Below are 15,477 nucleotides of genomic sequence, written 5' to 3'. Positions count from 1 at the left end.
CTAAGGAGGAAATTAAATGGCAAAGAAAAGTAAAAGATATACAGAAGCAGCTGCATTAATTGAAAATGGAAAACTTTATTCAGCTGAAGAAGCTATTGAATTAGTTAAAAAAACAAGTAATGTAAAATTCGATGCAAGTGTCGATGTTGCTTTCAATTTAGGATTAGATGTTAGACAAGCAGATCAACAATTACGTGGAGCTGTTGTATTACCACACGGAACTGGTAAAACTAAAAAAGTTTTAGTTGTAGCTGAAGGAGAAAAAGCTCAAGAAGCTAAAGATGCTGGTGCAGATATCGTTGCTGGTAAAGAAATTTTAGAAGACATCAAAAAAGGATGGTTAGATTTCGAAGTTATGATCGCTACTCCTAACATGATGGCTGAATTAGGTAAATTAGGTCGTATCTTAGGACCTAAAGGTTTAATGCCTAACCCAAAAACTGGAACAGTAACTATGGATGTTGCTAAAGCAGTTCAAGAAACAAAAGCTGGTAAAGTAACTTACCGTACTGATAAAGAAGGTAATGTTCATTTACCAATCGGTAGAGTATCATTTGATGATGCTAAATTAGTTGAAAACTTCAACACAATTTACGATTTAATCGTAAGATTAAAACCAACATCAGCTAAAGGTACTTATATTAAAAATATTGCAGTTTCATCAACTATGGGACCTGCAATCAAAGTTCAAACTACTAAATAGTTTGTAAAAATGTCGCAATCAATATACCGTAGACAGTAACTGGGAAACCTTAATTTGTTACCGAGGTGTTGAGTTTATGAAGAACTTGAACTCCTATCTACGTATGGGAGTTTTAAATATAGCGCGTATATTGTTGCATATATAAAAATTTATAGGAGGTGTAGCAATGTCAGTAGAAGCAATCAATGCGAAAAAAGTCGTTGTTGAAGAAATCGCTGGTAAATTTAATGATTCACAATCTGCTGTAGTAGTAGAATATCGTGGATTATCAGTAGCAGAAGTCACTGAATTACGTAAATCATTACGTGAAGAAGATGTTGAATTCAAAGTTTACAAAAACAAATTAGTTCAAAGAGCTACTGAAAGCGCTGGATATGCTGAAATCAATGATAAATTAGTAGGTCCAAACGCTATTGCATTCGGTCATAGTGATGCCGTTGCACCTGCAAGAATTTTAGCTAACTTTGCTAAAGATCATGAAGCTTTAGTAATCAAAGCTGGAATTGTTGAAGGAAAAGTATTAGAAGTAGAAGAAATTAATGAAATTGCTAAATTACCTGGACGTGAAGGAATGTACTCAATGTTACTTGGTATGTTACAAGCACCAGTTAGCAAATTCGCTAGAGTTGTAAAAGCTGTAGCAGATGCAAGAGAAGAAAACGGTGGAGAAGCACCAGTTGAAGCACCTGCTGAAGAAAAAGTAGAAGAAGCTGCTGAATAAGCAGAATTAATGAAAAGGAGAATATAAACATGGCAAAATTAACACATGAAGATATCTTAGCTTACTTAGAAGTAGCTACTATTTTAGAATTAAATGATTTAGTAAAAGCAATCGAAGAAAAATTTGATGTAACTGCTGCTGCACCAGTTGCTGTAGCTGCTGCTGCTGATGCTGGAGCTGCTGCTGAACCTACAGAAGTTAACGTAACATTAACTGAAGTTGGTGGAACTAAAGTTGCTGTAATCAAAGCTGTAAGAGAAATCACTGGATTAGGATTAGTTGATGCTAAAGGATTAGTTGACAAAGCACCTTCAGTAATCAAAGAAAAAGTATCTGCTGATGAAGCTAAAGAAATCAAAGAAAAATTAGAAGCTGCTGGAGCTACAGTAGAAGTTAAATAATTATAACTTTGATTTAAAAGAAGGATCTTACGATTCTTCTTTTTTTTATTGGTTAACATTCTATTTATTTGTATAATAAAGAAAAAGGAAATAGAGGAAATACAAATGAAACATTATTTTACAGATAATACTGATTTAAAAAGTGAACAATCACAATTTATTTTTAGATTTCATAAATATGATCTTTTATTTACAAGTGATAATGGTGTTTTTTCTAAAAACATGATAGATTATGGGTCACGTGTTTTATTAGACAATATCGAAATTACAAATGAAAAAACACTTCTTGATGTAGGATGTGGTTATGGAACTTTCGGAATATGCCTTAATAAAGTTTATTCACATTTAAATGTGGATATGGTCGATGTCAATGATCGTGCACTTGAACTTGCCAAATTAAATGCTAAAAATAATAATATTCATGCAAATATTTATAAAAGCTTTATTTATGAAAATGTTCAAGGAAGTTATGATGTGATCGTAACAAATCCACCAGTAAGAGCGGGTAAAGAAGTTGTAACTACAATTTTACAAGAATCAATTGAACATCTTAATGAAAATGGAAGTTTATGGGTTATTTTACAAAAGAAACAAGGCGCTCCTTCGGCTAAAAAGAAAATGGAAGAAGTTTTTGGAAATTGTGAAATTGTTAAAAGAGATAAGGGATATTACTTGTTACATAGTGTAAAAAGATAATATTTCTTTTTTTATTTTTTATAAAAAAAGGTATTGACTTTTTTGAAACCTTTATCTAAAATACAATAATGACTATTAATATTTAAAATCAAGCGTTTTTGTGCGCTCAAAAACAGTTTAATAGAGATAAAGAAGGGTGGAGTTAATTCGTGGAAAAGCATACAACTACAGCAAAAAGCAAGATTACTCGTCGTAATTACTCTAGGATTTCAGGATCTTTAGAGTTACCAAATTTAGTAGAAATTCAAACAAATTCCTATAAATGGTTTAAAGAAGTAGGAATTAAAGAAGTATTTGATGATATCTACCCAATTACAAACTTTAATGAAACTTTATCATTAGAATTTGTTGATTGTGCCTTTGATGAACCAAAATATTCCGTAAACGAAAGTAAAGATCGTGATGCAAACTATGCAGCACCAATTCGTGCTACTTTACGTTTAATCAATTCAGGAACTGGTGAAATTAAAGAACAAGAAGTATTTATGGGTGATTTCCCATTAATGACTGATTCAGGAACTTTCATTATTAATGGGGCAGAACGTGTTATTGTATCTCAATTAGTACGTTCACCAGGGGCATACTTTGCTGATGCCATTGATAAAAGTGGTAAAACTGTCTTTGAAGGTAGTATTATCCCATCAAGAGGGACTTGGTTAGAGTTCGAAAATGATGCAAAAGATGTTTTAAATGTTCGTATTGACCGTAATAGAAAAATCCCAGGAACAGTTTTATTACGTGCTTTAGGACTTTCTAGTAATGAAGATATTATTGATGTTTTTGGTGATCATGAATTTATTTTGAACACTTTAGCAAAAGATAATACAACAAACACAGAAGAAGCTTTAATTGAAATTTATAATAAATTAAGACCAGGAGAACCTGCTACATTAGAAGGTGCTACAAGCCTTTTATATACTAGATTCTTTGATCCTAAACGTTATGATTTAGCTAAAGCTGGTCGTTTCAAATTTAAGAAAAAATTAAGTTTATTAGATCGTATTGCAGGACGTGTTCTTGCTGAAGATGTTAAAGATGTTGATGGTAACGTTGTTTGTACAAAAGGAACAGTTATTACAAATGAAGTTATTGATACATTAAGACCTGTTTTTGAAGCAGGTGCACACACTGTTGAAATGAAAACTAATCCTCGATTAGAAAGTAATGGTGTATTGCAAGTAGTTCATGTTTATGTTGATGAATCACGTACTAAAGTTATGAAAGTAATTGGTACAGATTTATCATTAAATTGTAAATATGTTACAATCTCTGACATGATTGCAGCATATTCATATATGTTGAACTTAGTTGATATTTTCAATTCTTATGATTTAGCACCTGAAGATAGAGTATCTCATATGGCTCGTATTGGTTTATTAGATGATATCGATCATTTAGGAAATAGACGTGTACGTTCTGTAGGTGAATTAATTCAAAACCAATTCAGAATTGGATTATCAAGAATGGAAAGAGTTGTTAAAGAAAGAATGTCATTATCTGAAGTGGATTCAGTAACACCACAATCTTTAACAAATATTCGTCCATTAACTGCCGCAATGAAAGAATTCTTTGCGTCATCACAATTATCACAATTCATGGATCAAATTAACCCATTAGCCGAATTAACAAATAAACGTCGTTTATCTGCATTAGGGCCAGGTGGTTTATCAAGAGACCGTGCAGGATATGAAGTCCGTGACGTACATGCTTCCCATTATGGAAGAATTTGTCCAATCGAAACTCCTGAAGGTCCAAACATCGGGTTAATTTCAACTTTAGCATCTTATGCTAAAATCAATGAATATGGATTTATTGAAACTCCATATCGTAAAGTTAATAAATGTGTTATCGATGAAGACGATGTACGTTATTTAACTGCTGATGAAGAAAAAAATTACATTATTGCACAAGCAAATGTACAAACATCTGATGAAGGTGAAATCTTAGATGAACAAGTTATCGCCCGTCATTTAGGTGAAAATATTATGGCTAAAAGAGAAGAAGTTGATTTTATCGATATTTCTCCAAAACAAATCGTTTCTGTTGCCACTTCATGTATTCCATTCTTGGAAAACGATGATGCAACTCGTGCTTTAATGGGTGCCAACATGCAACGTCAAGCTGTACCTTTATTAAATCCACATACACCATTTGTTGGAACAGGTATGGAATATCAAGCTGCAAGAGATTCTGGAGCAGCTTTAGTAAGTAAACATAACGGTACTGTAAGTTATGTAGATGCTAAACGTATTGAAATCGTGGATGATGAAGCAGTTGTTCACAAATATCGTTTAACAAAATTTGCTATTTCGAATGCAGGAACTTGTATCAACCATAAACCAATTGTTAAAGCTGGTGAAAAAGTTGTTGTTGGTCAAGTATTAGCTGATGGTCCAGCAATGGAACAAGGTGAATTAGCATTAGGCCAAAACGTGTTAGTTGGTTTTATGACATGGAATGGTTATAACTACGAAGATGCCGTTATTATGTCTGAAAGATTAGTAAAAGAAGATGTTTATACATCTATTCATATTGATGAATATTCAATTGAATGTCGTGATACAAAATTAGGGCCTGAAGAAATTACAAGAGATATCCCTAACGTTGGGGATGAAGCACGTAAAAACTTAAATAGTGATGGTATCATCATGATTGGTGCGGAAGTTAAAGAAGGGGATATCTTAGTTGGTAAAGTCACTCCAAAAGGTCAAGCTGAATTATCAGCAGAAGAAAAATTATTACTTGCAATCTTTGGTGAAAAGTCAAGAGAAGTTAAAGATAATTCATTAAGAGTTCCTCATGGTGGGGCTGGTATCGTTCATGATATTAAAATCTTTGATCGTAAAAATGGTGATGAATTACAACCAGGTGTTAACCGTGTTGTTAAAGTTTATATCGTTCAAAAACGTAAAATCTCTGAAGGAGATAAAATGGCTGGACGTCATGGTAATAAAGGGGTTATTTCAAAAATCTTACCAATCGAAGATATGCCACACTTAGAAGATGGTACACCATTAGATATCATGTTAAATCCATTAGGGGTTCCATCTCGTATGAATATCGGACAAGTATTAGAGTTACATTTAGGTTATGCAGCTAGACAATTAGGTTTATATATTGCTACTCCTGCTTTCGATGGTTTACATCGTGAAGACTTAGAAGCATTAATGAAAGAAGCAGGAATGAATGAAGATGGAAAACAACCTGTTATTTCTGGACGTACGGGTGAATATTTTGATTCTCCTGTATCTGTAGGTATTATGTACTTCGTTAAATTATCACACATGGTTGATGATAAATTACATGCACGTTCAGTAGGACCTTATTCATTAGTTACTCAACAACCACTTGGAGGTAAAGCTCAAAACGGTGGACAAAGATTTGGGGAAATGGAAGTTTGGGCACTTGAAGCTTATGGTGCTGCTTATACACTTCGTGAAATCTTAACTGTTAAATCTGATGATGTTGTTGGACGTGTTAAAACATATGAAGCTATTGTTAAAGGACAACCAATGCCAGAACCAGGATTACCTGAATCGTTTAGAGTATTAAAGAAAGAATTACAAGCATTAGCATTAGATATTCGTTTATTAGATGAAAATGATCAAGAAATTGATGAAAGAAATATCGAAGATGAAGAAAGACGTTTCCCAAGATCAATTGAAAAAGAAGATGTAAACGAAGAAAAAGAAGTTGTTACTGATGCTATGAAATCTGAAGAATTAGTTGAAACTGAAGAAAGTGAATCATTATAAGGAGGGAATAGAAAATGGCAAATACTAATAAATTTTCATCAATCCAAATTGGATTAGCATCTCCTGAAAAAATTCGTGAATGGTCTTATGGTGAAGTAAAAAAACCTGAAACGATTAACTATCGTTCTCAAAAGCCTGAAAAAGATGGTCTATTCTGTGAAAGAATCTTTGGACCATCTAAGGATTGGGAATGTAGTTGTGGAAAATATAAGAAAATTAGATATAAAGGTGTTGTATGTGATCGATGTGGTGTAGAAGTTACTAAATCTGCAGTACGTCGTGAACGTATGGGACATATCGAATTAGCTACACCAGTAGCACATATTTGGTATTTAAAAGGTATTCCATCAAGAATGGGATTAATCTTAGATATGTCACCAAAACAACTAGAAGAAATTATTTATTTTGTTTCTTATGTTGTTATTGATAAAGGAACTACACCTTTAGAATACAAACAAGTATTATCTGAAAGAGATTATCGTAAATGTTATGAACAATTTGGTCATACATTTGAAGCTCAAATTGGGGCTGAAGCGATTCAAACTTTATTAAAACAAGTTGATTTAGATGCAGAATTTGAACTTGTATCTAAAGAATTAAAAGAAGCTCAAGGACAAAAACGTACTAAATTATTGAAGAGATTAGAAGCTATTGAAGCATTTAGATCTTCTGATAATCAACCTGAATGGATGATTCTTGAAGCATTACCAGTTATACCACCTGATTTAAGACCTATGTTACAATTAGATGGTGGACGTTTTGCGACAAGTGATTTAAATGATTTATATAGACGTGTTATTACTCGTAATAATCGTTTGAAAAAATTATTAGAACTTGGAACACCTTCTATTATCGTTCAAAATGAAAAACGTATGTTACAAGAAGCTGTTGATGCCTTAATTGATAATGGTCGTCGTTCTAAACCAATTACTGGTGCTGGTGGACGTGCGTTAAAATCATTAAGCCATACATTAAAAGGTAAACAAGGACGTTTCCGTCAAAACTTATTAGGTAAACGTGTTGACTATTCAGGACGTTCAGTTATCGCTGTAGGACCAGACTTAAAAATGTATCAATGTGGTATTCCACGTGAAATGGCATTAAGCTTATTTAAACCATTTGTTATCCATGGTTTAGTTGATCAAGAAATTGCTACAAATATTAAAGCAGCTGAAAGATTAATTGATAAAATGGATGATAAAATTTGGCCAATCGTTGAAGAAGTTATCAAAGCACATCCAGTATTATTAAACCGTGCGCCAACTCTTCATAGATTAGGTATCCAAGCATTCGAACCTAAATTAGTAGAAGGGCGTGCTATTCGTCTTCACCCATTAGTAACTCCAGCGTTCAATGCCGATTTCGATGGGGACCAAATGGCTGTCCATGTACCATTAGGTGAAGAAGCAATTCAAGAAGCAAGACAATTAATGTTAGGATCAACAAATATCTTAGGTCCTAAAGATGGTAAACCTATCGTTACTCCATCCCAAGACATGGTGTTAGGTAACTACTACTTAACATTAGAAGATGTTGGAGCAATTGGTGAAGGTACTGTCTTTGCTGATAGAAATGAAGTTGATCATGCATATTTTGCTAAAACTGTAAATCTTCATACAAGAGTTGCTATTAAAGCATCTGCATTACACAATGCAACATTTACAGAAGCTCAAAATAACAGTTATTTAATTACTACTGTAGGTAAAATTTTCTTTAATGATATCTTTGATGGACAATTCCCATTTATCAATGAACCAGGTAAAGAAAACTTATCTGGAACACCTGATAGATACTTTGTTCCAATGGGAACTGATATTAAAGCACATATTGCTGCTCAACAACCAGTTAAACCATTAGGTAAAAAAGCATTAGGAAGCATCATTGATGAAGTGTTCAAACAATCTGCATTAACTGATACAAGTTTAATGCTTGATAAGTTAAAAGACCAAGGATTTAAATATTCAACAATTGCTGGTATTACAGTATCTGCTTATGATATCCAAGTGCCACAAGCTAAATTTGAAATCTTTGATAAAGCAGATCAAAAACTTGAACAAATTAAAACTTTCTATAATAAAGGTAAATTAACTGAAGCAGAAAGATACCAAAGCGTAATCAAATTATGGACTGGTGTTAAAGATGAAGTCCAAGAAGTCGTTCGTCAAGAGTTCGAAGCTGATGATCGTAACCCAATCTTCATCATGTCTGATTCAGGTGCCCGTGGATCACTTTCTAACTTCACTCAGTTAGTAGGTATGCGTGGATTGATGTCAAATCCAAAAGGGGAAACAATCGAGTTACCAATCAAGTCCGCCTTCCGTGAAGGTTTAACAGCATCAGAATTCTTTATTTCAACACACGGTGCCCGTAAAGGTTCTACAGATACTGCCTTAAAGACTGCCGATTCAGGTTACTTAACAAGACGTTTAGTAGACGTTGCTCAAGAAGTTATTATTTCTGAAGAAGATTGTGGAACAGATAGAGGATTCGTTGTTACTGAATTATACAATACAGATGACAATACTGTAATTGTTCCATTATATGACCGTTTAGTTGGTCGTTATTCACAAAAAGATGTTTACCATCCAGAAACTAAAGAATTATTAGTTGCTGCAGGTGAAATCTTTACTGAACAAAACGCTAAAGTTGTTTGTGATGCAGGTATTAAAGAAGTTGAAATTCGTTCAGTTCTTGGCTGCGTTGCTAAAGGCGGAGTTTGTAAAAAATGTTATGGTCGTAACTTAGCAACAGGTAATGTTGTTGAATTAGGTGAAGCTGTTGGGGTTATGGCTGCACAATCAATCGGTGAACCAGGTACTCAGTTAACAATGCGTACTTTCCATGATGGTGGGGTTGCCGGTGGTGCCGATATCACTCAAGGGTTACCTCGTATTCAAGAATTATTTGAAGCACGTAATCCAAAAGCCAAATCAATTATTTCTGAAATTGATGGTGAAGTATCAAATATTATTGATAATGCAGGAAGAATGGAAGTTGTTGTTTCTAACGATTTAGAAACAAGAAGTTACTTAACTCCATATGGTGCAAAATTAAGAGTTAATGTTGGTGATGAAGTACGTATTGGTGATAAAATCACTAAAGGTTCTATTGATCCAAAAGAATTACTAAATGTAGCTGATACAGAAGCTGTTGAAAATTATATTATTAAAGAAGTTCAAAAAGTATATCGTATTCAAGGTATCGAAATTTCTGATAAACATATCGAAATTATCGTAAGACAAATGTTGAAGAAAATTAGAATTGTTGAAGGTGGAGATACTGGAACACTTCCTGGAACACATGTTAATGTAACTCAATTTACTGAATTAAATAGAGAAGCATTAAAAGAAGGAAAACATCCAGCTGTTGGTAGACCAATCTTATTAGGTATTACTAAAGCATCTCTTGAAACTGATTCATTCTTATCTGCAGCATCATTCCAAGAAACTACTAAGATCTTAACTGATGCATCAATTAAAGGTAAGAAAGATATGTTAAAAGGATTAAAAGAAAATGTATTAATTGGTAAATTATTACCAGCTGGTACAGGATTTAGAGGTCCTTTAAAATCACCTGAAACATTAGCAAAAGAAGCTGAAGAAGCAAAAGCAGCTGAACTTGCTAAATATGATTTATTAGATGATAATCATGAAAATCTTGGAGATCAAATATAAAAAAATAGGCTTAGGCCTATTTTTTTTATATTTTTTAATTTTTTTGTTGACATTATCATTTTAATACTATAATATATTGTCAGTGCCCTGATTGGGTGCAATATTTATTGATTAAATATGAAACACCCGGTATTGTGTGTTATCAAGAAAGGAGAAAGAAATGCCTACAATTAACCAATTAGTAAGACAAGGTCGTACTGATAAAACAACAAAATCAAATTCACCTGCTTTAAATAGAGGTTATAACTCATTAGCTAAAAAAGCTACATCAACTAAATCACCTCAAAAGCGTGGTGTGTGTACTCGTGTTGCTACTATGACACCTAAAAAACCTAACTCGGCTTTACGTAAATATGCCCGTGTTAGATTATCAAATGGTATGGAAGTAACTGCATATATTCCAGGAATTGGACATAACTTACAAGAACATAGTGTTGTTTTAATTCGTGGTGGTCGTGTTAAAGACTTACCAGGGGTTCGTTACCATATTATCCGTGGTACAATGGACTGTGCTGGAGTTAACGATCGTAAACAAGCACGTTCTAAATACGGTGCTAAAAAACCAAAAGCTTAATTAATACTTATAGGAGGAAATATATATGTCAAGAAAAGGACGAGTTGCTAAAAGAGACGTTCTACCTGATCCAGTGTATAACTCTAAAACTATTTCTAAACTTATCAACAACATTATGTTAGATGGTAAAAAAGGTGTTGCACAAAACATCTTATATGATGCGTTTAAAAAAGTAGAAGAAAAAACTGGAAACCCAGCTATGGAAGTCTTTGATCAAGCAATTAACAATATTATGCCAGTTCTTGAACTTAAAGTAAGACGTATTGGTGGGGCTAACTACCAAGTACCAGTTGAAGTTTCTTCAGAAAGAAGAATGACTTTAGGTTTAAGATGGTTAGTAAACTATTCTCGTTTAAGAAACGAAAAAACTATGGTTGATCGTTTAGCAAACGAAATTATTGATGCTTCAAACGGAACAGGTGCTTCTGTTAAGAAGAAAGAAGATACTCATAAAATGGCTGAAGCTAATAAAGCATTCGCTCATTTCCGTTGGTAATATAACGGCTAAAATTTTGAAGGGAGAAAACAAATGGCTCGTGAATTTTCGTTAGAAAATACTCGTAATATCGGAATCATGGCTCATATTGATGCTGGTAAAACAACAACAACTGAACGTGTCCTTTATTACACTGGTAAAATCCACAAAATTGGTGAAACTCACGAAGGTGCTTCACAAATGGACTGGATGGAACAAGAACAAGAACGTGGAATCACAATCACTTCAGCAGCTACAACTGCGCAATGGAACGGATATCGTGTAAATATTATCGATACACCGGGCCATGTAGACTTTACGGTCGAAGTAGAACGTTCTTTACGTGTATTAGATGGTGCTGTAACTGTATTAGATGCAAAAGCTGGTGTAGAACCACAAACTGAAACAGTTTGGCGTCAAGCTACTACTTATGGTGTACCTCGTATTGTATTCGCTAATAAAATGGATGCAACAGGTGCAGATTTCATTATGTCATTAGAATCTTTAGAAAAGAGATTAGGAGTACAAGGTGTTGCAATTCAATTACCTATCGGTGCTGAAGATACTTTCGAAGGAATCATTGACTTAATTAAAATGAAAGCTATCTATTTTGAAGGGGCTAAAGGTGAAAATGTAGTTTACAAAGAAATTCCTGAAGAATATATGGCTCAAGCTGAAGAATACCGTGCTAAAATGTTAGATCAAGCAGCTACTTATGATGATGATCTATTAATGAAAGTTTTAGAAGGTGAAGAAATTTCTGAAGAAGAAATTAAAGCAGCAATCCGTAAAGGAACATTAGCTGTAGAATTATTCCCTGTATTATGCGGTTCAGCTTACAAAGATAAAGGTGTTCAACCAATGTTAGATGCAGTAATTGATTTCTTACCTGCACCAACTGACATTCCTTCAATTAAAGGTACTGATGAAGATGGTAATGAAGTAGAAAGACATGCATCAGATGATGAACCTTTCTCAGCATTAGCATTCAAAATCATGGCTGACCCATTCGTAGGAAAATTAACTTTCTTCCGTGTATATTCAGGTACATGTCAATCAGGAAGTTATGTATTAAACTCTACAAAAGATAAAAAAGAACGTTTAGGTCGTATTCTTCAAATGCATGCGAACAAACGTAATGAAATTGATGAAGTTTACGCTGGAGATATCGCTGCAGCTGTAGGTTTCAAAAACACAACAACTGGGGATACTATCTGTGACGAAAAGAATTTCGTTATCCTTGAAAAAATGGAATTCCCTGAACCAGTTATCCAATTAGCTATCGAACCAAAAACTAAACAAGATCAAGATAAGTTAAGTAATGGTTTAATTAAATTAGCTGAAGAAGATCCAACATTCAAAACATTTACTAACCCTGAAACTGGAGATACAGTTATCGCTGGTATGGGTGAATTACACTTAGACGTAATCGTTGACCGTTTAAAAAGAGAATTCAAAGTAGAAGCTAACGTTGGTGCTCCACAAGTTGCTTACCGTGAAACAATCACTCAAGCAGCTGAATGTGAAGGTAAATATGTAAAACAATCTGGTGGTCGTGGACAATACGGTCACGTATGGATCAAATTTGAACCTAATGAAGGTAAAGGATTTGAATTCGTTGATGCTATCGTTGGTGGGGCTGTCCCAAGAGAATATATCAACTCAGTAAAAGTAGGTCTTGAAGATGCACTTGAAACTGGTATGATTGCTGGATACCCTGTATTAGACGTAAAAGCTACATTATTTGATGGTTCTTACCATGATGTCGATTCATCAGAAATGGCATATAAAGTAGCTGCAAGTTTAGCACTTAAAAATGCTGCTAAAAAATGTGGTCCTGTATTATTAGAACCAATTATGGCAGTAGAAGTAACTGCTCCTTCTGAATATTTAGGTAGCGTTATGGGTGATATTTCATCTAGACGTGGTATGATTGAAGGGCAAGAAGAAAGAGGAAATGCTGTTTCAGTTCAAGCATCTGTACCATTATCAGAAATGTTCGGATACGCAACTGATTTAAGATCATTTACTCAAGGTCGTGGAAACTATACAATGCAATTTGATAGATACGAAGCTGCACCTAAATCAATTAGAGAAGAAATCATCAAGAAAAATGGTGGAAATGTATAATCTACATTAAAATCAAATAAATATTGATTTTTTCGAACAAATAAACTAGAATGTTTATTGTAAAAAATTAAAAAAAATAGGAGGAACCTTAACAATGGCTAAGGAAAAATTTGACCGCTCTAAAGCGCATGTAAATATCGGAACTATTGGTCACGTTGACCATGGTAAAACAACTTTAACAGCTGCAATCACTACTTGTCTTGCTAAAAAAGGACAAGCTGCTGCAATGGATTATGCTTCAATCGATGCTGCTCCAGAAGAAAAAGAACGTGGTATCACAATCAACACTGCACACGTAGAATATCAAACTGAAACTCGTCACTATGCACACGTTGACTGTCCAGGTCATGCTGACTACATCAAAAACATGATCACTGGTGCTGCACAAATGGATGGTGCTATCTTAGTAGTTGCTGCTACTGATGGACCAATGCCACAAACAAGAGAACACATCTTATTATCTCGTCAAGTAGGTGTTCCATACATCATCGTATTCTTAAATAAATGCGATATGGTTGATGACGAAGAATTAATCGACTTAGTAGAAATGGAAGTTCGTGAATTATTAAATGAATATGACTTCCCAGGTGATGATACTCCAGTAATCAGAGGATCAGCATTAAAAGCATTAGAAGGAGATCCTCAATGGACTCCAGCTATCGACGAATTAATGGAAGCTGTAGATACTTATATCCCAACTCCAACTAGAGACGTTGATAAACCATTCTTAATGCCAGTAGAAGACGTTTTCACAATCACTGGACGTGGAACTGTTGCTACAGGTAGAGTAGAACGTGGACAATTAAACTTAAATGACGAATTAGAAATCGTTGGTATCAAAGAAACTCAAAAAACAGTTGCTACTGGTATCGAAATGTTCAGAAAATTATTAGACTATGCTGAATCTGGAGATAACATCGGTGTATTATTACGTGGTATCAACCGTGATCAAATCCAACGTGGACAAGTATTAGCTAAACCTGGTTCAGTACATCCACATACTAAATTCAAAGGTCAAGTTTATGTATTAAGTAAAGATGAAGGTGGACGTCATACACCATTCTTCGCTAACTATAGACCACAATTCTATTTCAGAACTACTGATATTACTGGTGTAATCGAATTACCAGAAGGTACTGAAATGGTAATGCCTGGAGATACTGTAGAATTAACAGTTGAATTAATTCACCCAATCGCAATTGAACAAGGAACTAAATTCTCAATTCGTGAAGGTGGTAGAACTGTAGGTTCTGGAAACATCTCTGAAATTATTGAATAATAATTTTAACGAAAGGTCCTTCGGGACCTTTTTATATTTAAGATTTTTTTATTACCGAATATTTCTTATTTGTAGTAAATGACTTTTTGTTCAAAATAGTGCTTTATCTAACGAAAGCGCTTGAATAATAGATATGACTTTGATAAAATAATAGTGCAGATGTAAGTAGTCTGAATATTTGTTTATAGAAGGAGATAATAAAAATGGATCAACAAGAACAAATCGTAATTAACTTAATTGTTAATGCTGGTAGCGCACGTAGTTCAGCTATCGAAGCAATTCAATATGCAAAAGCTGGAGATATCGAAAAAGCTGAAGAATCTTTAGGAAACGCTAAAGAAGCAGTTAATGAAGCTCATCATTCACAAACTGAAATGATTCAAGCTGAAATTAGAGGAGAAAAAGCACCATTAAGCTTATTAATGGTACATGCTCAAGACCACTTAATGACATCATTATTATGCATTGACTTAGCTCAAGAATTCGTTGATGTTTATAAAAAAATTGGTTAATTATAAAAAGAAGCTCTAATATGTTATTTAAAAGTCTAACTTAATGTTAGGCTTCTTTTTTTATAAAATTAAGTATATCTTTGGAGCGATGATGAAAGTCTCGCTGATCAATGATGGACCAACAACAATCATCCTGGACAGTAAAGAAATCATATAGTCATAAGGCAAAGAAACGTTCTGTAAAGATCGTTTCTTTTAATCATGACAAAAAAACACAGATAAAAAAACGTTGATATGAAGGCATAAAAAGAGGGAAAGAGAGAAAAAGATAAAAAAATACAGAAAAAAAGCTTTACAAAAGGGAGAGGGGATGGTAATATAAATGGGCACTCGACGAGAGAGTCAAGTGAGAGGACATTGAAAACTGAACAGGAAAGAATAAAACACAACGTCAATTAAGTTAAAGAAATAAAAAAGAGCTAAACAGACCAAAGTTGTCTGAAGAGATAGAAGGACAATGGAGAGTTTGATCCTGGCTCAGGATGAACGCTGGCGGCGTGCCTAATACATGCAAGTCGAACGCTTCACTTCGGTGAAGAGTGGCGAACGGGTGAGTA

At 34.0% G+C, this 15,477-nt stretch carries 12 protein-coding genes, 1 rRNA gene and 1 other annotated feature; all 13 genes read left to right on the top strand.

Annotated features, from left to right (window positions below; all coding sequences use genetic code 11):
* The first annotated feature begins 16 nt into the window (after positions 1-16).
* Positions 17-703, top strand: a complete 687-nt coding sequence (rplA, locus tag C7U54_RS10770; protein ID WP_022002411.1) for a 50S ribosomal protein L1 — start codon at positions 17-19, stop codon at positions 701-703.
* 8 nt (positions 704-711) lie between these two features.
* Positions 712-829, top strand: a sequence feature (ribosomal protein L10 leader region).
* Positions 830-869: 40 nt separating this feature from the next.
* Entirely contained in the window at positions 870-1,424 is a 555-nt protein-coding gene (gene rplJ / locus C7U54_RS10765) for a 50S ribosomal protein L10 (RefSeq protein ID WP_022002412.1), read from the top strand.
* A gap of 29 nt (positions 1,425-1,453) precedes the next feature.
* Positions 1,454-1,825, top strand: a complete 372-nt coding sequence (gene rplL / locus C7U54_RS10760; RefSeq protein WP_107030295.1) for a 50S ribosomal protein L7/L12 — start codon at positions 1,454-1,456, stop codon at positions 1,823-1,825.
* Positions 1,826-1,897: 72 nt separating this feature from the next.
* Positions 1,898-2,521, top strand: a complete 624-nt coding sequence (locus tag C7U54_RS10755) for a class I SAM-dependent methyltransferase (protein WP_330062727.1) — start codon at positions 1,898-1,900, stop codon at positions 2,519-2,521.
* Positions 2,522-2,670: 149 nt separating this feature from the next.
* Positions 2,671-6,276, top strand: coding sequence for a DNA-directed RNA polymerase subunit beta (gene rpoB / locus C7U54_RS10750; protein ID WP_022002415.1), 3,606 nt, complete (start codon positions 2,671-2,673; stop codon positions 6,274-6,276).
* 14 nt (positions 6,277-6,290) lie between these two features.
* On the top strand, positions 6,291-9,950 hold the full coding sequence (gene rpoC / locus C7U54_RS10745) for a DNA-directed RNA polymerase subunit beta' (RefSeq protein ID WP_022002416.1): 3,660 nt from the start codon (positions 6,291-6,293) through the stop codon (positions 9,948-9,950).
* Positions 9,951-10,110: 160 nt separating this feature from the next.
* A complete protein-coding gene (gene rpsL, locus C7U54_RS10740) occupies positions 10,111-10,524 on the top strand; it encodes a 30S ribosomal protein S12 (protein WP_022002417.1) in 414 nt (137 codons plus the stop codon).
* A gap of 25 nt (positions 10,525-10,549) precedes the next feature.
* On the top strand, positions 10,550-11,020 hold the full coding sequence (gene rpsG, locus C7U54_RS10735; protein WP_022002418.1) for a 30S ribosomal protein S7: 471 nt from the start codon (positions 10,550-10,552) through the stop codon (positions 11,018-11,020).
* A 33-nt stretch (positions 11,021-11,053) separates the two neighbouring features.
* Complete coding sequence (gene fusA, locus C7U54_RS10730; RefSeq protein ID WP_022002419.1) at positions 11,054-13,129, top strand: elongation factor G; 2,076 nt, start codon at positions 11,054-11,056, stop codon at positions 13,127-13,129.
* Positions 13,130-13,223: 94 nt separating this feature from the next.
* Positions 13,224-14,408 carry an elongation factor Tu gene (tuf, locus tag C7U54_RS10725; RefSeq protein ID WP_022002420.1) on the top strand — a complete coding sequence of 395 codons (1,185 nt, stop codon included), beginning with the start codon at positions 13,224-13,226 and terminating at the stop codon, positions 14,406-14,408.
* A 203-nt stretch (positions 14,409-14,611) separates the two neighbouring features.
* Positions 14,612-14,920 (top strand): PTS lactose/cellobiose transporter subunit IIA, encoded by a 309-nt coding sequence (locus tag C7U54_RS10720; RefSeq protein ID WP_022002421.1) that lies wholly within the window; start codon positions 14,612-14,614, stop codon positions 14,918-14,920.
* A 43-nt stretch (positions 14,921-14,963) separates the two neighbouring features.
* Positions 14,964-15,077 carry a D-aminoacyl-tRNA deacylase gene (locus C7U54_RS15590; RefSeq protein ID WP_396129925.1) on the top strand — a complete coding sequence of 38 codons (114 nt, stop codon included), beginning with the start codon at positions 14,964-14,966 and terminating at the stop codon, positions 15,075-15,077.
* Positions 15,078-15,374: 297 nt separating this feature from the next.
* Positions 15,375-15,477, top strand: a 16S ribosomal RNA gene (locus C7U54_RS10710); the annotation flags it as partial.

Origin of the sequence: Faecalibacillus intestinalis, from assembly GCF_003024685.1 — a bacterium.
GTDB classification, from domain to species: Bacteria; Bacillota_I; Bacilli_A; order Erysipelotrichales; family Coprobacillaceae; genus Faecalibacillus; species Faecalibacillus intestinalis.
This window is presented reverse-complemented; position numbering and strand designations above follow the sequence as displayed.

Coding starts and splice junctions, on each gene's coding strand:
- rplJ (WP_022002412.1), top strand. CDS start 870: ATGTCAGTAGAAGCAATCAATGCGAAAAAAGTCGTTGTTGAAGAAATC.
- tuf (WP_022002420.1), top strand. CDS start 13,224: ATGGCTAAGGAAAAATTTGACCGCTCTAAAGCGCATGTAAATATCGGA.
- rplA (WP_022002411.1), top strand. CDS start 17: ATGGCAAAGAAAAGTAAAAGATATACAGAAGCAGCTGCATTAATTGAA.
- rpoC (WP_022002416.1), top strand. CDS start 6,291: ATGGCAAATACTAATAAATTTTCATCAATCCAAATTGGATTAGCATCT.
- C7U54_RS15590 (WP_396129925.1), top strand. CDS start 14,964: ATGTTAGGCTTCTTTTTTTATAAAATTAAGTATATCTTTGGAGCGATG.
- rpsL (WP_022002417.1), top strand. CDS start 10,111: ATGCCTACAATTAACCAATTAGTAAGACAAGGTCGTACTGATAAAACA.
- C7U54_RS10720 (WP_022002421.1), top strand. CDS start 14,612: ATGGATCAACAAGAACAAATCGTAATTAACTTAATTGTTAATGCTGGT.
- rpsG (WP_022002418.1), top strand. CDS start 10,550: ATGTCAAGAAAAGGACGAGTTGCTAAAAGAGACGTTCTACCTGATCCA.
- fusA (WP_022002419.1), top strand. CDS start 11,054: ATGGCTCGTGAATTTTCGTTAGAAAATACTCGTAATATCGGAATCATG.
- rplL (WP_107030295.1), top strand. CDS start 1,454: ATGGCAAAATTAACACATGAAGATATCTTAGCTTACTTAGAAGTAGCT.